Consider the following 23,939-nt stretch of genomic DNA (forward strand, 5'->3'; position numbering starts at 1 on the left):
GTGCTCAGATTAAACCTGGCACCCCGCTCATTCATTTAGCACAAGGGAGTGCTAATTCTTCGCTTTAGAGAACTCGTACTGATACAAATCACAACAAGGATCACTCAATATAAACTTGTCTTTCTCGAGCACTGCTTCTTTGTCTTGATCTTCAAAAGGAGCGTTGCTGGGCGTAGCGGATGATTTAAAGTCGATGAAGGTTTTACCATCTCTTTCCTGTATGGCATAAGTGCCTTGGTAACGCAAGGTGTCATTTTGCAGGCGACGGTAAGTCAAATCGGCTTTTAATTCAAGGTAATTCCAATCGGCGTCGTAGCCGCTACCTATAAATCCACCGGAAATGTCCTCCAATTTCCACTTTCCTATTACTGCATTTTGGTCTGGGCTTGCATCGTCTTTTTGATCGCAGGCCCAAAAAGTAGCCACAATTGCTACCATTGCCAGGAATCTTGATGCTTTGAACATGTTCATGTCTAAAGGTTTTGGGTTTCCTTCTGGCCAGTCGGTGCCGTAAGGATTCCTAATTGAATAATGATGAGTTTTTCCGTGTGTATGCCAAGATTGCTCATTGGCATAACTGATCGGTAAGACGGTAGGGTGGGAGAGAAGGGTTTGAAAAAAATGGAAATTAACAAATTTTTAAATGGTACGGGCGACCCTGTTGGGGCGACCCTCTGTGGTTGCCCAACCGTTGGGCGACCGAATTACCGGGCGATCACATAGGATCGCCCCTACGATTCGGACATTTTTTCCTTTCGCGCTATTTTCTGATCGTTATTGCTTTCGTAAATGGTATAACTTTCGTATTTGCTGACATCCCGTTCCGCCCAGATGTCCTTACCAATGTTGCACAATACGATCAGCTCCTGGTACAATTTATTGCCTTGTTCAATGCGGCGTTCGACGGAAATATCGCGGTCGGCAATTTTGTCTTGTTGAATATTGAGCGCATTTTCAAAATCCTGGTGGGCATCCACTACGCGTTGGATCTGAGTATCATTGACCCCTACTTCAACCAAAAAGTCAATTTGTTGGCGGGCTACCCGTACCACTCTGCGGCCGCAAAACAAGAGCTGGGCGTCGGTCATGTCTCCCATTTTGGCAGTGCCAAATTTGCGGTAGCGGCCAGAGCGATTGTTGTATTTCATGGCCACCCTTGTCATCAAACTGCGAATAGCGGTTTTCAATTTCTCAGAGGCAGTATCCTTTTTTTCGGTCATGAGCATTTGTTCTCCAACCAGCTCGTCATCGTCGGGCAAGGTGTTGAGTTGATCGCAGAGGTTTTTAAAACCCTTCAAGCGATCCATGCTATAGCCATACTGCTCAAAATATTGCACATCGCGGTGGGCATCCCGAATCCGTTCCATGCACAACAAATACAGGTCGGCATCGGGAAAATTGTATTGACGGTGTACTGATTGCTTTTTCATAGCTGATTGATATGCTGTGTATTGCAAAATTATCACTTTTTTGATTAAAACAAAATTATTTATTAAAAAACTATCTTTATCTTAGGAGTAGATTTTTTTTACTCAGACTAAATTTTCTTATGAATTTAAAAACATCAAGAACAATTCAAATCGCAACTGAAAAGGGTAGGGGAATTTTAGCTCCAGCGCTTATTCACATCATCACACAATTGGAGGACATCATTCAGGCGAGCCAATTGATTGACCCATTCGCTAGGGATGGAATCGAAGCCGTATAAAATCCCGGCCAAGCCTCCGGCAATGGCTGCGGTGGTATCGGTATCGTGGCCCAGATTGACGGCGGCCAATACGGTTTCTTCGTAGGTATTGTGACGCAAAACACACCACATCGCCGCTTCCAAACTGTGCATGACATACCCGGCAGAAGAAATTTGAGACACAGGTAAAAAACTGATGCTGTGCTCGACTACCCGATCAAAAATGCGCTGCTCACTGAAGGCAATGTTTTTTTTGCGGAACAACTCGCGGGCCTCTGTCCGTACTTCGAGGTAGGCGTTGCGTTTATCACCACTTTGCCACAGATGCCAGGCAAAGCGCAGGTAATACCAACAGGCAATAGCAGCGCGGATGTGCCCATGGGTAAGGGCCGACACCTTCCAGGTAATATCAAACCAGTTTTCAGCAGGCTGGTGTTTGAGGTAAAACAATAGTGGAAGAATGCGCATCAAAGAGCCATTGCCATTGCTCATTTCATCGGCCTCGTGGTGCAAATATTGTAAAGCTTCATGGTCTCCACTGATCAAAATTTGTTCTAGAACTTCCATGGCTTCACTCGTCGTAATGCCAATATCAAACACTCTTCCATGTGGCGTCCAAATGCGGGCTTCGCTCCAATCCACGAATTTTTGAGCCATGCCGGCCAGGTTAAAATCCTGCGTCAGGCTTTCAGCCAAACAAAAAGTCAATGAACTATCATCCGACCAGGTGCCTGCTGCTTGGCTGTAAGTACCATAACCGCGCATATCGGTGACTGGATTGGCCACTAAACTTTCGCGAGATTCAAATTCTACGGGGACGCCGAGGGCATCTCCAACGGCAAGTCCAATCAGGGCATCGCGTACAATGTTCATACAAATTGGGTTGTTGCGGCACCCCTCGCGGGTGCCCAATTTAAGAATCGGTGGCGCAAGATAATTGTTTTGGAAGCAGACTGTCAATACTTTTCAAGCCCTCAAGCCTAAACTGTTCAACTTTTTTGCTTTACTTCGCCCACAAAGTATACCGCACCTATGGACAACAATTGGTTTATCCTCTCCGACACGACTCAAATCGACTCACCCGCTTTGCTGCTGTACAAAGATCGTGTGGCCTACAACATCAACCTGATGTTGCAAATTGCTGGCGACGCCGAGCGCCTGATCCCCCATGTGAAAACGTACAAAATGACGGAACTGGTGCGGATGCAAATCATGCGGGGCATCACCAAATTTAAATGTGCGACCATCGCCGAGGCGGAAATGACTGCCAAGGCGGGAGCTTCCACGGTAGTGATCGCGCACCAACTGGTTGGCCCTAAAATTGAACGTTGGGCTCAACTAGTACAAGCCTATCCGCAGGTAGAATTTGTAAGCCTGGTAGATTGTGCAGATGCAGCTTCGGCGTATCAGGTAGTATTTTTACGTTTTGGATTGACGGCCAATGTACTGGTCGACGTCAACAACGCCATGGATCGTTCGGGGCACCCAGTGGATGATCAACTTTTCCCTTTTTATCAATCTCTGTTTCGCTACCCATATTTGAGAGTTTTGGGCTTGCACGTGTACGATGGCAATTTTCGCGATGCCGATTTTGCTGCGCGCAAAGCCAAAAGTGATCAAGCCTTTGCAGGGATCAAGGTCTTACTGGAGCAAATTCGCACCGCCGGCTTGCCCGAACCACTGGTAATCGCTGGCGGATCACCCGCACAGACGGTGCATACCCTGCGAGAAGGGGTGCACATTAGCCCCGGCACTTGTTTGGTTTGGGACTGGGGCTATGGCGAAGGATTGCCCGATCAGCCTTTTCAATGGGCGGGTCTGGTATTCACCCGGGTTATTTCCAAACCAAAAGCGGGATTCATCACTGTAGACCTTGGGCACAAGGCCATTGCTGCAGAAAACCCCATCGATAAACGGGTGAAATTCCTCAATTTGGAGAATTACCGCTGTGTATCCCAAAGTGAAGAGCACCTGGTTTTGGAAGTGTCTGATTGGGACAACTGGAAAGTGGGGGATGCCCTGTATGGCGTACCCTATCACATTTGCCCTACCATCAACTTGTATGAAGACGCCTTCGTGATCCAAAATGGGGAATGGGTCGATACCTGGAATGTGATAGCCCGCAAACGCAAAATTGCCATTTGATGGATTTAACATCATCAATCATGATCGGAGACTTGTCAGAATTTGAAAACCGCCTACAAAAAGTTGATCGCCACATCAGCAAATGGGCGCGCCGCCAAGGCATAACCTGTTACCGCATTTACGACAACGACCTGACCAATTTCCCGCTTGTCATCGATCGTTACGAGCAGGCTGTGCATGTTGCCGAATACCAACGCCACCATAGTTTGGGCGACAATCAGCACCAGGAATGGCTGGAATCCTGTCTGGACATCATTGCCAAAATCCTGGAAGTTCCACGTTTTTTGGTTTTCTTCAAAGAACGCAAACGCCAAAAAGGCCAGCAACAATACGAAAAGGTCGATACGGAAAAACAACAAAGATTGGTTCAGGAAAATGGCCTCAATTTTTTGGTCAATCTGAGCGACTACCTCGACACTGGCCTGTTTCTCGACCACCGGAATACCCGCCAAATGCTGCGTGAGCAGGCTGAGGGCAAGCACTTTTTGAATTTATTTGCATATACTGGCTCATTTACCGTCTACGCAGCGGCTGGTGGTGCACTTACGACCACTACGGTTGATTTATCCAATACTTACCTGGATTGGGCCAAAGCCAACTTGGTCGTCAACAATTTTGCCGATCAAATTGGCAAAAAACACTACCTCATCAAAGCTGATGTCAAACAATACCTCGACAGTCTGCGGCCAGGCCAATTCGATCTGGTGGTGATGGATCCACCTACTTTTTCCAACAGCAAAATGATGCGAGAAGAGCTGGATACCCAGCGAGATCATGTCGGTTTGCTCAATCAAGTCATATTTGCCACCAGGCCAGGCGGCACCATCTATTTTTCTACCAATTACCGCTCATTTAAACTAGACGAAGCGAATATCAAGGGAGTAGAAATCGAAGAAATTAGCCAACGCACCATTCCGCAAGATTTTAAGAATAAAAAAATCCACCGTTGTTTTCGGATGCAGCGCGTTGGGCGATAAAAAAATAAGTGTTCATTTTGCCATAGGATTAGATAAGTAAACGGTTCAATTCGAGTGTCTTATCTAATCCTATGGCTTAGAAAAAATGAATATTTATTTTTGCCCCACTACTTGGCTAATTGGCTTCGTTTTGAATGGTGTTTATATCCAAATCGTCCCCTGCATATACGTTTGGGCTTTACCCATCAGATCCACTCGGTCGCCTTTCAACATGCAGTTTAGTTGACCTTTACGTACCCCGCCCTGAGTAGCACTGATGCTGGTCTTGCCCAATTTTTCACTCCAATAGGGTGTAAGTACAGTATGCGCGGAGCCTGTAACAGGGTCTTCATCAATGCCTACATTTGGAAAAAAGCAACGGGAGGCTATGTCCGTCGTTGTTCCAGGGGCGGTAACGATCAGGCCACGAGTATTGAGGTCGGAAAGTGCACGAAAATTTGGCTGCAAGGCCATCAAGACTGCTTCAGACTCAACTAAGGCCAGGTAATCATCCGTTCCTTTTGCCATTTCTAAAATCTGCACGCCGAGAATGTCTTCTAGGCTTCGCAATACGTGAAAGGGCTGTGGGGCATCAGTCGGGAAGTCCATTACATAATGATCACCTTCTTTCCGTACGCTCAACAAGCCTCCAAGTGTGTTGAAATTGATCGCAGCTTTGGAATAACCCAAATGGGCAAACAAAACGTGCGCACTAGCCAAAGTAGCATGCCCACACAAACGGACTTCTTTAGATGGCGTGAACCACCGCAAGTGGAATCCTTCTCCATCCTGAACAAAATATGCCGTTTCAGACAAATAGTTTTCAGAAGCAATATTTTGCAGGGTTTCATCAGGAAGCCAGGTTTCCAAAGGGACGACAGCTGCTGGATTGCCTTGGAAAACTGCGTTGGCAAAAGCGTCGACTTGATAGATTGATAGTTGCATAAATAGCTGTTTATAATATCCAGTTGATAAACCAACCCAAACCAATCCCCAGATAGTTGGCCAGCATGATGCCCATCAGGGCGGCGGCAATGCCAGGTAAAATCACCTTAGGATTGCCGATGGTGGCTGCAATTTGAGGAATAAAGGGTGGTCCAAAAATAGTTGCTGTGGAAGTAACCAAAAAGGCTTCATCGTCTACTTTAAAAATTTTGGCCAGCAAAAGATGTAACCCTACTGTGCCCAGGATGGTACAGATGGTCAGTAGCACAATCGGAAAACCACCGCCTACCAATTGTTCCAAATCGGCCAATAAGCCTAAACCTACACAAAACATCAGCAACAAATACTCGCCCACTTGAAAAGAACCTTTCAACTTTTGGATCACTTCCAAACGGGAAGCCGCAATGCTGAGGGTGGTCAGGCAAAGGATGAGAAAAGTACTGTTTTTTAGGTTGCCAAAAATCAAGTAAGAAAGTCCTACACTGATGCCCAAAATGACAATGCTGGAAGCCAAACAAGCTAGGATCATTCCGGGTGCAGGGGTAGCTGCAGTTTCTTCTTCAATTGTGTGAGTGTATGCTGTGCTCGGTTTGCGGTGCAAAACCAGCGCAACGAGCTTGGGACCAACCGAAGTCAAAATCAACAAATAACTTCCACCTACCACAATGTCCGCAGCGTTAATCAGACCAATGTAATCTGGCGTAGCACCCAAGCCATAACCCGTAGCAAATAAATTTACGGTGCCACCCACATAAACCGCCAACAACATTCCTGCGGCTTGATCAATTTGCGGCAAATGGGCAAAAAAAGCAACAGCAATGGCACCCGTAGCCACAACAGCAGCCAGGATCGCCAGCGCAAACGAGACTAGAAACACTTTGAGGTTGCGGTAGACAAAGCCCAAGTCAGAGGAATACAACAAAAGGGGCAACGCCAACGCAATGCTGATTTGACTGCAAGCTTCCCGAAACTTAATGGGAGTATGAATGAGGTTGAAATTGCTCAGAATCATGCCAAAAATGTAGCACAATACCACTGGGCTTAAAAAATTACCCAATTTTCCCCAATGTTTGGTGCGCTGGGCCAAGTAAGGAAAACCCAAAATCACCAATATCTGAAATGCGATCTGTACTGTTTTCACAACGATTCCTAATTTATGACAATCCCTCCATCATAGTCTATCGACAAGGTGTGATTGCTTTTGTCTGGGTTTTCCAACAACCAAAGGGCTAGCGGGCCGATAATGCCTTGTTCGATCGCCCTTTGCATAGGTCTGGCACCATACCGTTCATCAAAACCAATGGCGACCAGGTAATCGATCAACCGTTCTGAAAAAACGAGCTGGATTTTTTTCTTGGTAAAACCTTCCCGTTTGCCTAGTTCCCGCAATTCTCGTCGGGCCAACTCCCGAATGCCTTCTTTGCTCAATTCATCAAAGACCACCAGTGAGTCAATGCGATTGACAAATTCTGGTCGAAAATGTTTCAGGATGGCTGAAAGGTAACGATTTTCTGCACTGGTGGTATCTGAAAAAGACACATTTCGCCGCCCCGAAGCACCCAGGTTGGAGGTCATAATGATGATGGTGTTTTTGAAATGGGTGACGCGCCCAAAACCATCTACCAACATCCCGTCGTCGAGTACCGCCAGCAGTGCATCAAAGATAGCCGGGTCGGCTTTTTCAATTTCATCGAGCAACAAAACAGAGAAAGGTTTTTCCCGTACTTCTTTGACCAATTGCCCGGGCTCCCGGTCGGCACCAATCAAACGATCTATCTGAAAAGCGTGCTGGTATTCACTCATGTCGATGCGAATGAGTGGCGTTTTTTGTTGCCCCTTGCCAAAAAAATATTCCGCCAGAGTCTTAGCACAAGCGGTTTTGCCCACTCCCGTTGGCCCCGCAAAAATCAGGGTCGCGATGGGGCGCTGAGGGTTGTTGATGCCCGCTTTGAAAATTTTGACCAGACTACACAATTGTTCTACGGCGCGGGGTTGCCCAATGATTCGTTCGTTAAAAAACTGCAACAATTCGGCTTCTTCCCAGTCCAGGTTGTCGTTCAGCAACAATTCGGGCAAGCCAGTTTGTTGAATAAAATGCTGGTTGACATCCTCCACGCTGATTTCTTCGGCGCGGTTCAAACGGGTTTCAGCCAAACATTTGCCCAAAAACTTGATGGCCTTGCCGGGAAAACTTTCATAAGGATAAAAGCGCGACAAAAGTCGATAGGAGAGATCCAACGCAGGTTTCCCAATGGTAATTTTATGGGTATGTTGCGCAAACTGAGCGTATTTGCCCAGTATACTTTGCACCTCAAACTCACCCATTTCTTCCAAATGAACCAAGTGAAATGCTTCTACAAAGCCCGGCATCAGGCGGCGCATACTTTCCAGTTCCTGGGGCGTGGCTTCGCCAATCATTTGTACTTTGCCCTGGTTCAGTACCGGGCGAAAAAAAGCGGCTACGCTGTCTTCTGGCCCCGAACCACCCGTCATCAGCAAACGCACCATCGATACAATCCAAAGGATGCTGTTGGTGCTAGCGGCTTCATCGATCAATTCTTCACAGGTGGCTTGCCATTCCCCCAGGTAACGTGCACTGTTGGTGATGCGTTGGGGCAAAATGCGCCAGAAGTTGATTTTTAACTTGGCACTTTTGGCCTTGTTGGTCATTTTGCGGATGGCGGCCTGCAATACGGCACTTTTACCCGAGCCCGGATTGCCAATGATCAGCACATTCGCCCGTGAACTGAGCACTTTATCCACCACTTGTTCCACTATCGCTTCTCGCTCCCAGGCAACATCCGGGGTTTGTCGATTCAAGCGGCGGGTGGCTTTCAATGGGGGATAAGCCTCGCCCAGCCGCGCCAGGGTGGTCTGTTGGTTGCGGAAATTCCAGTTGGATTTCCAGTAATAATTGTTGCGGGGATTCACCCGGAGTTCAATGCTGGTCAATCCCGGCGCTCCGTAACGCATCAACTTATAAATCTCCTCTGGCGTGGAGCGATTCAAATTGCTGATGGCCACATAGTCGGTCAAGGCCTCAAAATGCTCAGGCGAGTAATAGGTGAAATGTTCCTGAAAAACGGGCAAATAACAGTGGTAAAAGCCGGAATCAGAGGGACCAAATACGGCCGGAATGGGCACCAATACCTCCTTGGGCAAAGGATACACCCCATTGCTGTCGCGCAAGGAAGGCCGAAATGAAATGGTGAAAATTTTCAACTTCGGATCAGTGATGCGTATATCGGGATAAGCGCCCGTTTTTTTATAGTCTCGTTGTAATTGATTCTGGAATTTCAACTTCAAAGTATCCACATTGGCCGCAATGGCCTGCTGTTCGGAGCCAACCAAAAGTCCCAGCACCGCTTGTTCGCTGATGGGGTAGTAGAGAATCGGATAGTGGAGTCGCTCCATATTATGGGTTGTGAGGCTAAAGGGTTTAGGGAGGTTGAGGAAGGTTTAGAAGGTTTAGGCTACCGCGAGCAACTTGGAAAATGTCCTTGTCAAATACGCTGCGGTAGCCTAAACCTTCTCAACCTTCCTCAACCTTCTCAACTTATTCTACATACAATACCAACCCCTTCAAATATTCCCCTTCCGGGTGAAACAAATTAACGGGATGGTCCGGACCTTGGCTCAACTGGTGCATCACACGCACTTGGCGCCCTGCTTCCAGTGCCGCAGCCACAATGGTGTCGTAAAATAGCTGTTTGTTGACAACTTGGGAACAAGAAAAGGTAAAAAGTGTGCCCCCAGGTTTTATTTTTTCCATCGCCAGGGCATTCAGGCGTTTGTAGCCTTGGACGGCGTTGTGGCGTTTTTCGAGGTTTTTGGCAAAAGCGGGCGGGTCCACCACCATTAAGTCGTAGGTATTAGGCGTTTTGCGCAAAAAATCGAGTACGTCAGTCGTATAAGAACGGTGCCGACTGTCATCAAAACCATTGAGGGCTACGTTTTTTTCGGTCAACTCCATCGCTTTAGCCGATACATCGACCGATTCCACGGAGTGAGCCCCAGCCTTGAGAGCATAAATGGAGAAGCCCCCCGTGTAACAAAAGGTATTGAGCACGGTTTTGCCAGTGGCGTATTCTGCCAACAACCGTCGATTTTCACGCTGATCGAGGAAAAACCCAGTTTTTTGTCCACCCTCCCAATCGATGGTAAACAATGCACCGTATTCTTTGACGACATTTTCTGCTCCAGTGCCGAACAAATAGCCATTTGCCATGGTCTTGGCAAATTCTTTGGGCAAACTCTCGGCACTTTTGTCGTACACCGCTTTGAGTTTGGAACCATAAACATCTTGCAAAGCCTGGGCAATCATCGCCCGATCCCGGTGCATACCAATGGAATGACACTGGATAACTGCCGCCTCTCCATATACATCGATAATCAAACCAGGCAATCCATCGCCTTCGCCGTGGATCAAACGGTAACAATTGAGCTGATCGCGATCCGTCAGTTCAATGGCCTTGCGGTATTGATAAGCCCGCTCGATTTTTTGGTTCCAAAAATTCTGATCAATCGTCGATGCTTCAAAACTCAACAAGCGTACACAAATGCTGCCATCCTGATAATGGCCCATGCCCAACAATTCCGACTTGTTGGAACGCACTTCTACCCATTCACCATCTTCAATGGCTCCACTCTTACGCGCCACGGCTCCCGAAAATACCCAGGGATGAAAGCGGAGCACCGCCGCGTCGCGTTTGTCTTTGAGAAAAATTTGTTTCATAGAGGCAAATGTAAAGAGGAAAGATGAAAGATGAGAGATGAAAGATGAAAGATGCTACCGCAGGGACTTTGAGAAAGTTTTTGTCAAAATTGCTGCGGTAGCATCTTTCATCTCTCATCTCTCATCTCTCCAATCGCTCCTCTTTTCCCCAACTCAACCACCTGCAAATCCTTCGGTTTACCATTTTCGATTGAAAAACGAATGATGGTGCGCATTTTGTGAAAACCTTCCTGGCCACAGGCCCCTGGATTGATGTGCAACAAACCCAAAGCAGGGTCGGGCATCACCTTGAGGATATGGGAATGGCCGCAGATGAAAAGTTTAGGTGGGTCAGCACGCAAAATTTCCCGTACCCTTTGGTTGTACTTGCCTGGGTAGCCGCCGATATGGGTCATCAGCACGTCCAAACCTTCCACCGTGAAGCGCAAATCTTCGGGGTAACGCAGTCGAATGTCTTTGTCATCGATGTTGCCAAATACGGCGCGGAAAGGGCGGAAGGCTTCGAGTCGATCGGCGATGTTGGGGTCACCAATGTCGCCAGCGTGCCAGATTTCATCACATTCGTCGAAGTAGTCGAAGATGGTTTCGTCGAGGAAGCTGTGGGTGTCGGAGAGGAGGCCGATGCGGATCATGAGAAAATCGTTTGTAGGGTGGAAGATAGTTTGTTTGTATGGAAAATGTATTTTGCACATTGAAATAAGGAACGGTTTCAGAATAAAGTAACAAAATTGAGTCGGCTATTTTTTGATTTGGCAAGGCGCGAGGAAGGCGCATAGTAAACTATGTAACTGAGGAGCAACGCAGCAAAATCAAAAAAGAGTCCAGTCAAATTGTTACTTTATTCTGAAACCGTTCCTAATCCGTCCATTGCTATGCCATTCTACACACCACTTCTTTTGCTCGTACTGATGTCGCTGGACATGAAACCCGCACCCATCCAATTCCGCAAGCAAATGATTGCTGCCGAGAGTTTTGAATCAGTCGGGGTATTCGATGTCAACAATGATCAGAAACTCGACCTTGTTTCCGGTGCTTTTTGGTACGAAGGCCCACTTTTTGTCAAACGACATGTGGTTGCCCAACCCCGGCGGTTTGGCGAATATTACGACGATTTTTCTACTGTACCAATGGATGTGGACGGCGATGGTTGGATCGATTTCATCACCGGAGGATGGAACGACAATTCCGTCAATTGGCGCAAAAATCCGGGCAATGGGGAAGCAGAATGGAAGGAGTATAAAATTGGTGAAACGGGCAATATCGAGACCACACGAGCCTGGGACATTGATGGGGATGGTACCCTGGAAATTGTACCCAACAACCCTGGCAAGCCTTTACGCATCTTTAAACTGATCCTGGATGCTGCGGGCAAAGGCAGCGGGAAATTTCAGGTTTATCAGCTGTGGGACACCCAAGGACATGGCCTTGGCTTTGGCGACATAAATGGCGATGGTCGAGGCGACCTCGTCCTCAACACGGGTTGGCTGGAAGCGCCCAAAAATCCTTTTGTGGACAAGTGGATTTTTCATCAGGAATTCAACTTGCAATCCGCAAGTATCCCCGTCATCATCACTGATGTCAACGGAGATGGAAAAAACGATTGTATTGCTGGCAAAGGACACGACTACGGACTGGACTGGTACGAACAAAAAATCGACCCCGCTGGCAAACGCTCTTGGCTGAAGCACCCGATCGACCCCTTTAATTCCCAATACCACACCATGGCCTGGGAGGATCTGGACAACGATGGGAAAAAGGAATTGATCACTGGCAAACGCTACCGGGCGCACAATGAAAAGGACCCCGGCTCGTTTGACCCGATAGGCTTGTATTATTTTCAATGGAATGGAGAATCGTTTTCCAAACAAGTGATCAGTTATGGCCCATTCGGTGAAGGCAAAGGCACGGGCATCTATTTTGAAGTAGTAGACTTGCGTGGTACTGGCCGAAGGGACATCATTGTGGCGGGAAAAGATGGCTTGTACGTCTTTTTTAATGAAGGATAACGTTGTGTATTAGGTTTCAGCACTCGATACCAGCCAACAAATGCAATGAATAAACCGACACCAAGGAAAAGTAAATTTTTCCGTTTTTGGAAAGTGTTAGGCCCTGGCCTCATCACGGGTGCCAGCGACGACGACCCATCGGGCATCGCTACGTATTCACAAGCAGGGGCTGCGTTTGGGCTTTCCACACTTTGGACGGCCCTGATCGCTTTTCCACTCATGGCGGCCTTGCAACAAATGTGTGCCAAAATTGGCCTGGTCACCGGACATGGATTAACGGGGGCATTGAAAGAACATTATCCACGGCCGGTGCTGTATTTGATGGTGTTGTTCAGTTTTCCGGCCATTGTCATGAACATTGGTGCCGACATCGCCGCGATGGGTGCTGTTGGAAATTTGTTGTTTCCGGCCATTGAAACCACCTATTTTAGTGTTTTTTTTACCATACTCCTGCTGGTGCTGATCGTTTATTTGCCCTATCAAAAAATCGCTTCGATCCTAAAATACCTCTGCTTGGTACTATTGGTGTATTTGATTGTCCCGTTTTTATACCCACAAGATTGGCTGGCCGTATTAAAAGCTACGTTTATCCCCAGCATCCAATTCAATAAAGAATTCATCAGCATCCTGGTCGGTATTCTCGGCACTACAATTTCCCCCTACCTGTTCTTTTGGCAGGCATCGATGGAAGTGGAAGAAATGAAACACAAAACCAAACATCTGGTCGTGAATAAAAAAGTGATTCACGAGATGGAGCAAGATGTGGATTTTGGCATGTCTTTTTCGGGATTGGTAATGTTTTTTATCATCCTCACCACGGGCACCGTATTGTTCAAAGGGGGCATCCATCAAATAGATACGGTTGAACAAGCCGCTTTGGCTTTAAAACCCCTGGCAGGTAATGCCGCGTACTTGCTTTTTGCCGTTGGTGTCATCGGTACGGGATTGCTGGCCATTCCGGTGTTAAGTGGTTGTCTTTCTTACATCATCACCGAAACCTTTGGCTGGGAGCAGGGCCTGGATAAAAAATTCCACGAGGCCAAAGCTTTTTACATCGTGATTGCGATTTCACTCATGCTTGGGCTATCCTTGAATTACATTGGGATTTCACCGATTCAAGCCTTGATCTATTCTGCCATCTTTTATGGCATGACCGCACCAGTATTGATCGCCATTATCTTACACATTGCCAACAACAAGTCCATTATGGGCAAACACACGAATACCCGAACTGCAAACGTCCTGGGATTTGCGGCATTGACCATCATGACCCTTGCTGCTGTCTTTCTGTTACTGTTTCAGTTTGGCGTGTTGTAAGGGGCGATAAAAAAATAAGTGATCATTTTGCCCCACTACTAAGCTGCTGTCAACTAGTGTACCTTCAATACAATTTTCCCAAACTGCCCACCTTCCTCCATCCGTTGAAAAGCTTGTGCGCCATCTTTTAGGCTAAATACCTGATCGATGACGGGATGAATCTTGTGTTCAGCAACAAATGCGAGCATCTCTACAAACTCTTCTTCGGTTCCCATCGTACTGCCTAAAACCTCCAATTGTTTCCAGAACAAAATCTGGGGGCTAAAATTGGGCACCGCTCCAATGGTCCCACCATAAGAAACTACTCTTGCACCTGATTTGCACAGTTTTAACAATAATCCAAAACCCTCACCACCGGCTCCATCGATCACGATGTCGAATCCTCCGGCAGCCTCCAGTTGTTTGTTCCAGTCTGGCGCTTGGTAGTTGACCCCTCCGGTAGCACCCAAGGCAATGGCCCGCTCGATTTTCTCATCTGAACTGGAAGTAATCCAAACCTCCGCACCTACCGCCTTGGCAAATTGCAGGGCAAACAAGGCTACTCCACCCCCAATCCCGGTGATTAAAACCCGGTCTCCTGCGGTACAACGCCCTTTGGTAAACAAGGCTCGATAGGCGGTCAATCCGGCCAAGGGTAGTGCTGCTGCTTCTTTCCAAGTTAAATGGTGCGGTTTTGGGTAGATCTGGCTTGCTGGAATGGCAATTTTTTCGGACAATGTGCCATTGCTGGGCAAACCCAAAATCTGGAAGTTTTTGCCTTGAAAACGGGGATCATCACCCCAGTCTAGCGCCGGATTGATCACCACTTCCTTTCCGTCACAAATGCCCGCACCATCCGATCCTAAAATAATGGGAAACCGAATGCCCGCGTATTTACCTTGGGTAACGAATAGGTCACGGTGGTTGAGCGCTGCAGCCTTGATGGTTACGATGACTTCCCCTTCGGCAAGGATGGGATCGGCAGCTTCTTGATAAACGGGGAGCGAGTTGGCTTCAGTAAGGACGAGTGCTTTCACAGTGTGGCTTTTTTATTTGGAAAACAAATGTTGTATAGGCTTGTTGTGCAAGCCTGTGCAAACTTCCTCAAAATTGCTTATTTTTGTTGAAAGAAGCATAGGAAATACAAAAAACGCATGGCAATCCAGGTTCAAAAACACTTGTTCACAGTGGCCGAATACCACAAGATGGCGGAGGCCGGTATCTTGCCTGAGCGAGGTGTAGAATTAATCAATGGAGAAATTATTGAGATGAGTCCAATTGGAAGTAAACATGCCAAAATTGTCAAGAAGTTAAACAGTCTGCTGAACAAGCTGGTAGGTGATAGATTCATCGTTAGTGTGCAAGACCCGATTGTCGCCAGCGATTTGTCGGAGCCAGAACCCGATGTTGCAGTACTCAAATACCGTAGTGATTTTTATGAAAATGCATTGCCCAAAGGAGAGGACGTTTTATTGGCCATTGAGGTAGCCGACACCACCTTAAGTTATGACAGCAAAGTAAAATTGCCCATCTACGCCGCGAGTGGTATACCTGAATGTTGGATCATCAACCTAGCTAAAAAGGAAATTCAGGTGTATTGGGAAACAAATGGCGCTGACTATCGTTTTCGCGAAAAAGTTCAGCTTGAGGATACCATCCAGGCCAAAAATGTTCCATTGACCCTGACTTTAGCAGAAATTTTTCATTAGCACAGAAATCTTCCTATTTTGTTAGCGAAAATCCGCTAAGCAATGACCAACATCAGACTTGATGCAGCCGGCGAACCCAGAGTAGGAGAGGAGCTGCCCCTGGAAAAGCTCAACGACTATTTGCATGCAGCTATTCCGGGGTTTGGCGATATCATGCAGGTAAGCCAATTTGGCGGAGGTTATTCTAATCTAACTTATCTTCTACAAACAACAGACCACGCTTACGTACTGCGTCGCCCCCCTTTCGGTGCCAAAGACATCAAAAAAGGACACGACATGGCCCGGGAGTACCAGATCCTAAGCACGCTACATCAGGCAGGATACCGTAAAATACCTCAAGTTTTGCTTTGTTGTGACGACGAAAGCATGTTGGGTTTCCCCTTTTACCTCATGGAGAAAATCGAAGGTGTGATCCTGCGGGGAAAAATGGGCCATAAGTTGAACATCCCTGCTGAACAAATGCGGCGATTGTCCTATTCCCTGATCGATGCCTTGGTGGAACTGCACCAGATCGACATTGTGCAAACGGGCTTGACCCAAATTGGCAAACCGGAAGGCTACATCCAACGCCAGGTGGAAGGCTGGAGCAAACGTTACGAAGCGGCGCAAACCGACGATATTCCCCAAATGTTGGAATTGGCCAACTGGTTACAGCAGCACTTACCCACAGAAGGGCGTCCAACTCTCATCCACAACGACTTCAAATACGATAACGCCATTTTGCATCCAGATACCCTGGAGATCATTGCCCTATTGGATTGGGAAATGAGCACGGTGGGGGATCCACTCATGGACCTGGGCACCTGCCTGTCGTACTGGTGCGAGACCGAAGACTCCGATTTTGAAAAAACCTTCAACGTCTCCTGGTTGCCGGGGAATTTAACCCGCCAGGAAATCGCCGCGTATTACCAGGAAAAGAGTGGTCGGGATACTTCGAATATCCTGTATTTCTATGTTTTTGGTTTGTTCAAAAATGCGGTGATCATGCAGCAGATTTATAGCCGCTACAAGAAGGGGTATACGAAGGATGAGCGCTTCGCTATGTTGATTTGGGGCGTGCAGGAACTGGCGAAAAAAGCGATTCACACACTTGAAAAAGGAAAATTGTAAACGATTTTTGATAAAAACTCCTAAGGTGATTCTTTAGTGTCTTAGGTTTCTTAGGTGGTGAAAAACCAAAACCTGCGTAGCAGGTCAATACTTCACCACCTAAGAAACCTAAGACACCGAAGAAACACCTTAGGGAAGCAGCTGCCCTACATTATGTTGACAGAACTCATCAAAACCGAGCGCATCAAAAAGCTCCTCCCCGCCATCCACACCTTCATGGCCGAGGAAGTTTTTCCCCATGACTTGCAGTGGCTCAAACAGTCCTGGGCAGAACTACAACCGACACTGAACGCCTTACGCGAAAAAGTCAAAGCCAATGGCTGGTGGTTGCCCTGCTTCGATCCCCATTACGGCGGTATGGGCATGAGCTTGCTGGAGCACGCTTTCATCGCTGAGGCAGTAGGTGGCTCGCCCTTTGGCTATTACCTCTTCAACTGCCAGGCACCCGATATCGGCAACATGGAATTACTGCACCTGGCAGGCACCGCAGCGCAAAAAGACCAGTTTTTGACCCCACTCGCGGCTGGTGAAACCCGCAGCTGTTTTGCCATGACCGAACCGGAATTTGCAGGCAGCAACCCCGTGCGCATGGGCACCACCGCCGTACGGGAAGGTAATGAATACCTGATCAACGGCCACAAATGGTTCACCACGGCCTTTGATGGCTCCACTTTTACCATTGTGATGGCGGTGACCGATCCCGAAGCCGCGCCCCACCAACGGGCCAGTATGATCCTGGTGCCGACGAATACGCTAGGGCTCCAATTCATCCGCAATATCTCCATCATGGGGCACCCCGGCTCTGGCTGGATGAGCCATTCGGAGATTCGGTTTGACAATGTCCGCGTACCCGTCGAGAACCTGATCGGTACTGAAGGCAGCGGCTTCCAACTCGCCCAAGCACGCCTGGGCCCCGGCCGCATCCACCACTGCATGCGTTGGATGGGCATTTGTGAACGCGCCTTTGCTCAAATGTGCCGCTACGCCGCCACCCGCGAAATTGAAGACGGGGTGATGCTGGGCGAAAAACAAATGGTACAACTCATGATCGCCGAAAGCCGCGCGGAAATTGACGCAGCCAAACTGATGGTGCTGAGCACCGCCCTGCTGATGGAAAAAGCGGGCCAAAAAGCGGCGGCGGAACAGGTGTCAGCCATCAAGTTTTTTACAGCCAAGGTGCTGGGCGATGTACTGGATCGGGCGATTCAGGTGCACGGCGGACTGGGGATCACCGATGATACCATTTTGGCCTTTTATTACCGGGAGGAACGGGCAGCCAGAATTTATGACGGGACGGATGAGACGCATAAGGCGTCGCTGGCGCGGAAAATTTTGAAGAAATACAGGTAATTGGTTATCTAATACCCTCAATCATGTCTTTGCCAAAATCTGCAAATATGAAATCCAAACTCTACGCTTTTTCCCTTGCCTTGCTCGGTTTTGCTTGGTTTGCCTTGATGCCCAAAGCACTTAAACCAAAGGCCCCTCTAGCCAATGCCACCGAATTTCGCCTGGTCCAAGACGAGGCACTCGGCACCATTGCAGTTTTTACCACCAAAGGAAAAACGCCTGTGCTGACCCAAAATGCCAAAGCTGATTTTCGGCCTTTTTTGCATCCCATCGTCGCCCCGGATGGCAATGGCGTCCTGACCGAATACAGCCCCGGCCACCACAAACACCAAACTGGTATTTATTGGGGTTTCACCCGGGTCAATGGGCGGGATTATTTTCACCACCCGGAAGGGGATTACTGGCGGCGGGTTTCCGCTACGGTCATCAAAGCCAAAGGGCCAGAGGTAAAATGGGAAACCGTGTACGATCTGCTCGATGAAAAGGGCAATACTGTGCTGACCGAAACCCAAACCTGGACCATGCGGGAGCAAGACGGCAAATACCTCCTGGATTTGGAATGGGCGGGTGAAGCCCAAACCGATGTCACGATTGGCAAATACGATTACGGCGGGCTGTTTGTACGTATGCCCTGGAAAGAGGGCATCAAAGGTGAAGTGATCAATGCCGCCCGGCAACGCAACGAAAAAGCCGAAGGCCAACGCGCTGGCTGGGTCGATGTAGGCATGCAAATTGAAGGGCGGAACGATTGGGCGCATATTGCCATTTTGGATCACCCCGAAAACAAAGGGTTCCCCCAAACCTGGCGGGTAGATGGACAATTGGGCATCGGCCCTGCGCGGGCCCGTGCTGCTGATTGGCAAATCCCCAAAGGCAAAGTGGAGGTCATCAAATACCAATTGGTCTTGTACACTAGCACACTCGACGATGTGAAAATGAACAGCATCTGGAGCGCATTCAGTGGCCAGGATATGATGTATTCACTATGGGGCATTGCACAGGCAGAAGGGCGCGACGCCAAGTTTTTGTCCCCGGAGGAGGCCGTTAAGGCGATGACACTCAAGGAAGGATTTGCAGTGAACACTTGGGCTTCCGAACCGATGATAACCCAACCGATGGCCTTTTGTTGGGACGACCGAGGCCGACTCTGGGTGGCCGAAAACCGCGACTACGAATCCCGGGGATACGGGTTTTCTAAAGCAGGCAATAGCCGCATTTTGATTCTGGAAGATACCAACCACGATGGAATGGCCGATTCAAAAAAAGTATTTTTAGAAGGCATTGCCTTTCCTGCAGCCATCGCAGTGGGCTTTGATGGCCTGTTTTTGGGCGCACCGCCCAACTTACTTTTTGTACCCGACAAAAACCACGACGATGTGGCCGATATGGATAACATCGAAGTGCGACTAACTGGTTGGGGCATCCGCGATCGGCACGAGACCTTGAACAGTCTGCATTGGGGGCCAGATGGCTGGTTGTATGGTTGCCAGGGTTTTGCTACGCCCTCCAAAGTGCGCAAACCTACGGGCAAAGGCCGGATTTACAAGCACAACGATCCTTTTCCTGAAGACATCCTTAATGCTACGGAGGGGGTAGACATCAACGGCGGGGTCTGGCGTTACCACCCGATCAAAGACAAATTTGAAGTAGTCGCCCACGGATTCAGCAATCCCTGGGGCATTGATTACGACGCCAAGGGGCAGCTGTTCATCAGCGCCTGCGTCATTCCGCATATGTGGCACATCATACCCGGAGGTGTTTACCACCGCCAGGGTGGGCAACATTTCAATCCCTATTTGTACAGCGACATTCGCACCATTGCTGAACACAGCCACCGTTCCGCGCATGGCGGTGCCAGGGTGTATCAGTCCGATGCCTTTCCTGCGGAACATCAGGGTCGTATTTTTATGGCCAACATCCATGAACACGCCGTTTTATCGGATGTTTTGGAACCAAAAGGCTCCGGTTTTGTGGCCAAACACGGCGATGATCTACTTTTGGCCAACAATGCCCAATGGGTGGGCTTCAGCATGGAAGTTGGCCCCGACGGTGGCGTGTATGTGCTGGACTGGCACGATGCGGATATTTGTGGCAAAGAGGTGTTGAATGGAGAAACCGGGCGGGTATTCAGAATCATGCCGACTGCTTCCTTGGCAAAAAACTGGGAAGGACGCTTTGGGGATTTGACTAAATTGTCGGATGTACAATTGGTGGAATTGCAAAAAAGCCCCAGCGATTGGCATTCCCGCCGGGCCAGATTGATTTTGCAGAGCAGAGCAAGCAAAACGGCGCTGGACAAAACGGCAGTCGCCAACCTGCAAAGCATTTTTCAAAGTCATCCGAATCCAGACTACCGACTCCGCGCCCTATGGAGCTTGCATACCACGGGAAACCTGACTGCGGCAGCACTACTCAGTTCACTCAACAATGCCGATCCCCATATTCGGGCCTGGGCCATTCAGTTGTTGTGTGAAGACAAAGCGCCTTCCAGCGCAGCGGTAGACAAGTTTGTAGCCCTGGCCAAAGCAGACCCTTCGCCCGTGGTAAGGCTCTACTTGGCTTCCGCCATGCAGCGACTCGACAACGAATCCGCCTGGAAAATTGCCGAGCAATTGGTCAAACACGGTGAAGACCAGGCCGACCACAACTTGCCCAAAATGATCTGGTTTGGCCTCGAACCATTGGTGAAAGCCAACTCAAATCGTGCACTGGCACTGGCTGCACAAGCCGAAATTCCGCTCATCTCCCGGTACGTAGCCCGGCGCATTGTGGATGCCAATTCACCCGAGCTGTTGGTCAGCGCCTTGGAAAAGAACCCCAAGCAGAAATTGAATCTGCTGGAAGGCATGCGCGATGGTCTGGAAGGTAGAACCGACCTGAAAGCGCCCGGCAATTGGGCGGCGCTCTACACCAAATTGCGCCAGGCCAAAGGCCCCACCCAGGATCTGGCCACTCAAATTGCCCAACGTTTTGGGGATACCGAGGCCAGCCAAAAGGCCTTAATTACCCTCAAAAATAAAAATGCACCGCTTGCGCAACGGCAGCAGGCCTTACAACTGATCGCCGCGCGCAAACGGCCTGAATTGTTGCCGGAAATCCCCACGCTGCTCAATGAAGCAGGTTTGCGCCTGGACGTGATTCAAGCGATTGCCGATTACGACCAGGAATCACTGGCGAAATTGCTGATTAGCAAATACCCGGAGTTCAATGCTACCGAAAAACAGCAGGCCATTCAAACCCTTTCGTCGCGGCCCAAGTACGGCTGGCAACTGACGCAGGCTTTAAAAAGTGAGACCATTCCCAAGCGGGATGTGCCGCCTTATGCTGCCCGGCAATTGTTGCGGGTGGTGGGCAGTGGATTCATTGAGGTATGGGGGCCGATTGAACAGGAACCTTCGCTGGAAAAGGCTTATTCAAAATACCAACGCATGATCACCGAAAAAGCCCTGCTTACCGCCAATGCCGCCAAAGGTGAACTGGTTTTTCAGGGCGCTTGTGGATCTTGCCACAAGATGTACGGCAAAGGGGGCAATATCGGCCCGGACTTGACGGGTTCCAACCGCGCCAACCTGGATTACCTCTTGTTCAACGTCTTGAACCCCAGCGGAGAGATTCAGGACGATTACAAGCTGGTGGTGCTGACTACCCGCGATGGGCGGACGTATTCGGGGAATGTGGTTTCTGAAAATGAACGCCAACTGACTTTTCGTACCGTTGGACTGGAGGCAGTGGTGCTGGACAAATCGGCGATTCAATCCCGGGAAGTTATGCCGACCTCACTGATGCCTGTGGGGCTGTTTGATCCGCTTTCGGAGAGTGAGGTGCTGGATTTGGTGCAATTTTTGCGGACGACGGAAGGGGGGAAGGTAGGGAAGAAGTAGGCTGGGGAAAGGGCGTATTTTGTTTAATTGTGGTGTCTCTTTTAGATTAACCTGCTGAGGTGATTCTGTAGTGTCTTAGGTTTCTTAGGTGGTGAAAAAAACGTTCTCTTCACCACCTAAGAAACCATAGAACCACCTCAGGGGAAGTTGCTGAATTTGATCTTAAAAAGCTTACCCCTCCAATTCCATCGTCGCCGCTTCCCATTCCTCCATGGCCGTCGCCAATTCCTTCTTCTTCGCCTCGTACGCCTGCATCAGCTTGTTCGAATCCGGCTTGCTGTAAAAATGAGGATCGGACATTTGCGCCTGGAACTTGGTCAGGTCTTCCTCCAGCCGTTCTACCCTTTTTTCGGCGTTGCTCACTGCCCGTTGCAGGCGTTTGCGCTCGTCGAAGCTCAGTTCGCGGGTTGGGGTGGAAACAGGGTGGGCATTGGCCATTTGGGGCGCAGCTACCACTGCTGGCGGGGTGTTTTTGGTGCTCATTTCCACCTGCCGCATGTTGTCCAATTGGCGTTTTTCGAGGAAAGCGTTTACGTCGCCGATGTGGTCGTAGAGGTGGCGGTCGCGGAACTCGATGGTGCGGTTGGTCAAGCCCGCCAGGAATTCCCGGTCGTGGGAAACGACCACCAAGGAGCCATCGTATTCCATCAAAGCCGCTTTGAGCACGTCTTTGGAGATGATGTCCAAGTGGTTGGTCGGTTCGTCGAGTACCAGCAGGTTAAAGGGATTGAGCAGGAGGCAGGCGAGGGCCAAACGCGCGCGTTCACCCCCGGAGAGCACCGATACTTTTTTCTCCGCATCTTCGCCGCTGAACATGAAGGCACCCAGGATGCTGCGCACGCGGCTACGCATTTCGGGCGGGGAGGCGTTTTCCATGGTTTCCAGCAAGGTATCGGTTGACTTTAGGGTTTCACTCTGGTTCTGGGCGTAGTAGCCAATTTTGACGTTGTGGCCCAAGTTGAGTTTACCCCCACTGTACTGAATTTCGTCTACGATGATTTTGGCCAAAGTGGTTTTGCCCTGGCCGTTTTGACCCACAAAAGAAACCCGGTCGCCCCGGTCCATTTTGAAGTCTACTTTATCCAATATCAAGAGCTCGCCGTAACGTTTTTCCAGTTTGTGTACGTCCACCACGACTTGCCCGGCGCGAGGAGCTGGCGGGAAGCGAATGTTCATGGACGCGATGTCCTCATCATCAATCTCGATGCGGTCGATTTTGTTCAACTGCTTTTGCATGGACTGCGCCATCTTGGTTTTAGAGGCCTTGGCCATAAAGCGGCTGATGGTGCGCTCCTTGTCCGCGATGACTTTTTGCTGGTTGTCGAAGGCCGCGCGTTGTTTCTCGCGGCGGTCGCGGCGCATTTCTACAAATTTGGTGTAGGCCGCTTTATAATCGAACACGTTGCCCAGTTCCACCTCCACGGTGCGATTGGTCACGTTGTCCAAAAATTCCTTGTCGTGCGAAATCAGGATCACCGAACCCGTGTAGTCCTTCAAAAAACTTTCCAGCCAGATGATGGACTCGATGTCCAAGTGGTTGGTAGGTTCGTCAAGCAGCAGGAAGTCGGGGCGGCCCAAAAGCATTTTGGCCAATTCTACCCGCATTTGCCAGCCCCCGCTGAACTCGTCGGTGAGGCGATCCAGGTCTTTTTGTTTAAAACCAAGGCCTTTGAGTACGCGCTCGGCATCTCCTTGCACCGATTCGCCACCAAGGTAGTGGAAGCGGTCGTTGACGTGGGCGAATTCCTCCAGCAGATCCATGTATTCCTGGCTCTCGTAGTCGGTACGGGTTTCAACTTCTACTTGCAGCTCAGCAATGCGGGTTTCCAAGTCCTTGGCTTCTGCAAAGGCAGTCATGGCTTCTTCCAGAACTGTCCGACCCTTGGGGATGTCCATTTCCTGGTGTAAAAAGCCGAGTGAAGAGCCATTGGGGCGTACCACTTTACCTTCGTGGGGGCTCATCTCGCCAGCGATTATTTTGAGCAGGGTCGATTTCCCCGCACCATTTCTACCGACCAAACCCACTTTGTCTTTTTCGCCAAGGGTGAGGTTGATGCGATTGAGTAAAATCCGGTCGCCGTACTGTACGTAAACGTTGGTGATGTTGAGCATAAAAGAT

The 23,939-nt window shown here is 49.2% G+C and carries 18 protein-coding genes; 8 read left to right on the top strand and 10 right to left on the bottom strand.

What is annotated here, in order from left to right; translation table 11 throughout:
* Nucleotides 1-51 precede the first annotated feature (51 nt).
* From ACEW9O_RS11260 to ACEW9O_RS11270, 3 genes are all read right to left on the bottom strand, one after another.
* Complete coding sequence (locus ACEW9O_RS11260) at nucleotides 52-471, bottom strand: hypothetical protein (protein WP_373550257.1); 420 nt, start codon at nucleotides 469-471, stop codon at nucleotides 52-54.
* A 260-nt stretch (nucleotides 472-731) separates the two neighbouring features.
* Nucleotides 732-1,430, bottom strand: a complete 699-nt coding sequence (locus ACEW9O_RS11265) for a hypothetical protein (protein ID WP_373550258.1) — start codon at nucleotides 1,428-1,430, stop codon at nucleotides 732-734.
* A gap of 176 nt (nucleotides 1,431-1,606) precedes the next feature.
* The gene (locus ACEW9O_RS11270) at nucleotides 1,607-2,560 is read right to left on the bottom strand and encodes an ADP-ribosylglycohydrolase family protein (RefSeq protein WP_373550259.1); all 954 of its coding nucleotides are present in this window, start codon (nucleotides 2,558-2,560) and stop codon (nucleotides 1,607-1,609) included.
* Nucleotides 2,561-2,719: 159 nt separating this feature from the next.
* Here ACEW9O_RS11270 and ACEW9O_RS11275 point away from each other — a divergent pair, with 159 nt between their 5' ends.
* Both ACEW9O_RS11275 and ACEW9O_RS11280 read left to right on the top strand, forming a co-directional pair.
* A complete protein-coding gene (locus ACEW9O_RS11275) occupies nucleotides 2,720-3,832 on the top strand; it encodes a D-TA family PLP-dependent enzyme (protein ID WP_373550260.1) in 1,113 nt (370 codons plus the stop codon).
* Nucleotides 3,832-4,809 (top strand): class I SAM-dependent methyltransferase, encoded by a 978-nt coding sequence (locus tag ACEW9O_RS11280; protein WP_373550261.1) that lies wholly within the window; start codon nucleotides 3,832-3,834, stop codon nucleotides 4,807-4,809. Before ACEW9O_RS11275 ends, ACEW9O_RS11280 begins: the two co-directional genes overlap by 1 nt.
* A 141-nt stretch (nucleotides 4,810-4,950) precedes the next feature.
* On the opposite strand, the gene ACEW9O_RS11285 is transcribed toward ACEW9O_RS11280, so the two are convergent.
* From ACEW9O_RS11285 to ACEW9O_RS11305, 5 genes are all read right to left on the bottom strand, one after another.
* Nucleotides 4,951-5,733, bottom strand: a complete 783-nt coding sequence (locus ACEW9O_RS11285) for a PhzF family phenazine biosynthesis protein (protein WP_373550262.1) — start codon at nucleotides 5,731-5,733, stop codon at nucleotides 4,951-4,953.
* Nucleotides 5,734-5,743: 10 nt separating this feature from the next.
* Complete coding sequence (locus ACEW9O_RS11290; protein ID WP_373550263.1) at nucleotides 5,744-6,874, bottom strand: DUF819 family protein; 1,131 nt, start codon at nucleotides 6,872-6,874, stop codon at nucleotides 5,744-5,746.
* An 8-nt stretch (nucleotides 6,875-6,882) separates the two neighbouring features.
* Entirely contained in the window at nucleotides 6,883-9,147 is a 2,265-nt protein-coding gene (locus ACEW9O_RS11295; protein ID WP_373550264.1) for an AAA family ATPase, read from the bottom strand.
* Nucleotides 9,148-9,289: 142 nt separating this feature from the next.
* Entirely contained in the window at nucleotides 9,290-10,468 is a 1,179-nt protein-coding gene (locus ACEW9O_RS11300; RefSeq protein WP_373550265.1) for a class I SAM-dependent rRNA methyltransferase, read from the bottom strand.
* 107 nt (nucleotides 10,469-10,575) lie between these two features.
* Complete coding sequence (locus tag ACEW9O_RS11305) at nucleotides 10,576-11,100, bottom strand: metallophosphoesterase (RefSeq protein ID WP_373550266.1); 525 nt, start codon at nucleotides 11,098-11,100, stop codon at nucleotides 10,576-10,578.
* A 240-nt stretch (nucleotides 11,101-11,340) separates the two neighbouring features.
* Here ACEW9O_RS11305 and ACEW9O_RS11310 point away from each other — a divergent pair, with 240 nt between their 5' ends.
* Together ACEW9O_RS11310 and ACEW9O_RS11315 are read left to right on the top strand one after the other, a co-directional pair.
* A complete protein-coding gene (locus ACEW9O_RS11310) occupies nucleotides 11,341-12,474 on the top strand; it encodes an FG-GAP repeat domain-containing protein (RefSeq protein WP_373550267.1) in 1,134 nt (377 codons plus the stop codon).
* Between the two features lie 45 nt (nucleotides 12,475-12,519).
* Nucleotides 12,520-13,791 (top strand): Nramp family divalent metal transporter, encoded by a 1,272-nt coding sequence (locus tag ACEW9O_RS11315; protein ID WP_373550268.1) that lies wholly within the window; start codon nucleotides 12,520-12,522, stop codon nucleotides 13,789-13,791.
* 53 nt (nucleotides 13,792-13,844) lie between these two features.
* On the opposite strand, the gene ACEW9O_RS11320 is transcribed toward ACEW9O_RS11315, so the two are convergent.
* On the bottom strand, nucleotides 13,845-14,807 hold the full coding sequence (locus ACEW9O_RS11320; RefSeq protein ID WP_373550269.1) for a zinc-binding dehydrogenase: 963 nt from the start codon (nucleotides 14,805-14,807) through the stop codon (nucleotides 13,845-13,847).
* Nucleotides 14,808-14,924: 117 nt separating this feature from the next.
* Here ACEW9O_RS11320 and ACEW9O_RS11325 point away from each other — a divergent pair, with 117 nt between their 5' ends.
* From ACEW9O_RS11325 to ACEW9O_RS11340, 4 genes are all read left to right on the top strand, one after another.
* Nucleotides 14,925-15,479: a Uma2 family endonuclease gene (locus ACEW9O_RS11325; RefSeq protein WP_373550270.1), complete on the top strand. Its 555-nt coding sequence runs from the start codon at nucleotides 14,925-14,927 to the stop codon at nucleotides 15,477-15,479.
* A 42-nt stretch (nucleotides 15,480-15,521) separates the two neighbouring features.
* Nucleotides 15,522-16,589, top strand: coding sequence for a phosphotransferase family protein (locus ACEW9O_RS11330; RefSeq protein ID WP_373550271.1), 1,068 nt, complete (start codon nucleotides 15,522-15,524; stop codon nucleotides 16,587-16,589).
* A 153-nt stretch (nucleotides 16,590-16,742) separates the two neighbouring features.
* Nucleotides 16,743-17,939: an acyl-CoA dehydrogenase family protein gene (locus ACEW9O_RS11335; RefSeq protein WP_373550272.1), complete on the top strand. Its 1,197-nt coding sequence runs from the start codon at nucleotides 16,743-16,745 to the stop codon at nucleotides 17,937-17,939.
* Between the two features lie 47 nt (nucleotides 17,940-17,986).
* On the top strand, nucleotides 17,987-21,820 hold the full coding sequence (locus tag ACEW9O_RS11340) for a PVC-type heme-binding CxxCH protein (protein ID WP_373550273.1): 3,834 nt from the start codon (nucleotides 17,987-17,989) through the stop codon (nucleotides 21,818-21,820).
* Nucleotides 21,821-21,991: 171 nt separating this feature from the next.
* Here ACEW9O_RS11340 and ACEW9O_RS11345 read toward each other — a convergent pair whose 3' ends face one another.
* On the bottom strand, nucleotides 21,992-23,932 hold the full coding sequence (locus tag ACEW9O_RS11345) for an ABC-F family ATP-binding cassette domain-containing protein (protein ID WP_373550274.1): 1,941 nt from the start codon (nucleotides 23,930-23,932) through the stop codon (nucleotides 21,992-21,994).
* Nucleotides 23,933-23,939 lie beyond the last annotated feature (7 nt).

Source organism: Haliscomenobacter sp. (genome assembly GCF_041740695.1).
Classification (GTDB): Bacteria; Bacteroidota; Bacteroidia; order Chitinophagales; family Saprospiraceae; genus Haliscomenobacter.

Bases quoted from the DNA above. Each gene is read 5' to 3' on its own strand.
- ACEW9O_RS11260 (WP_373550257.1), bottom strand. From the start codon at position 471: ATGAACATGTTCAAAGCATCAAGATTCCTGGCAATGGTAGCAATTGTG.
- ACEW9O_RS11265 (WP_373550258.1), bottom strand. From the start codon at position 1,430: ATGAAAAAGCAATCAGTACACCGTCAATACAATTTTCCCGATGCCGAC.
- ACEW9O_RS11270 (WP_373550259.1), bottom strand. From the start codon at position 2,560: ATGAACATTGTACGCGATGCCCTGATTGGACTTGCCGTTGGAGATGCC.
- ACEW9O_RS11275 (WP_373550260.1), top strand. From the start codon at position 2,720: ATGGACAACAATTGGTTTATCCTCTCCGACACGACTCAAATCGACTCA.
- ACEW9O_RS11280 (WP_373550261.1), top strand. From the start codon at position 3,832: ATGGATTTAACATCATCAATCATGATCGGAGACTTGTCAGAATTTGAA.
- ACEW9O_RS11285 (WP_373550262.1), bottom strand. From the start codon at position 5,733: ATGCAACTATCAATCTATCAAGTCGACGCTTTTGCCAACGCAGTTTTC.
- ACEW9O_RS11295 (WP_373550264.1), bottom strand. From the start codon at position 9,147: ATGGAGCGACTCCACTATCCGATTCTCTACTACCCCATCAGCGAACAA.
- ACEW9O_RS11300 (WP_373550265.1), bottom strand. From the start codon at position 10,468: ATGAAACAAATTTTTCTCAAAGACAAACGCGACGCGGCGGTGCTCCGC.
- ACEW9O_RS11305 (WP_373550266.1), bottom strand. From the start codon at position 11,100: ATGATCCGCATCGGCCTCCTCTCCGACACCCACAGCTTCCTCGACGAA.
- ACEW9O_RS11310 (WP_373550267.1), top strand. From the start codon at position 11,341: ATGCCATTCTACACACCACTTCTTTTGCTCGTACTGATGTCGCTGGAC.
- ACEW9O_RS11315 (WP_373550268.1), top strand. From the start codon at position 12,520: ATGAATAAACCGACACCAAGGAAAAGTAAATTTTTCCGTTTTTGGAAA.
- ACEW9O_RS11325 (WP_373550270.1), top strand. From the start codon at position 14,925: ATGGCAATCCAGGTTCAAAAACACTTGTTCACAGTGGCCGAATACCAC.
- ACEW9O_RS11330 (WP_373550271.1), top strand. From the start codon at position 15,522: ATGACCAACATCAGACTTGATGCAGCCGGCGAACCCAGAGTAGGAGAG.
- ACEW9O_RS11335 (WP_373550272.1), top strand. From the start codon at position 16,743: ATGTTGACAGAACTCATCAAAACCGAGCGCATCAAAAAGCTCCTCCCC.
- ACEW9O_RS11340 (WP_373550273.1), top strand. From the start codon at position 17,987: ATGAAATCCAAACTCTACGCTTTTTCCCTTGCCTTGCTCGGTTTTGCT.
- ACEW9O_RS11345 (WP_373550274.1), bottom strand. From the start codon at position 23,932: ATGCTCAACATCACCAACGTTTACGTACAGTACGGCGACCGGATTTTA.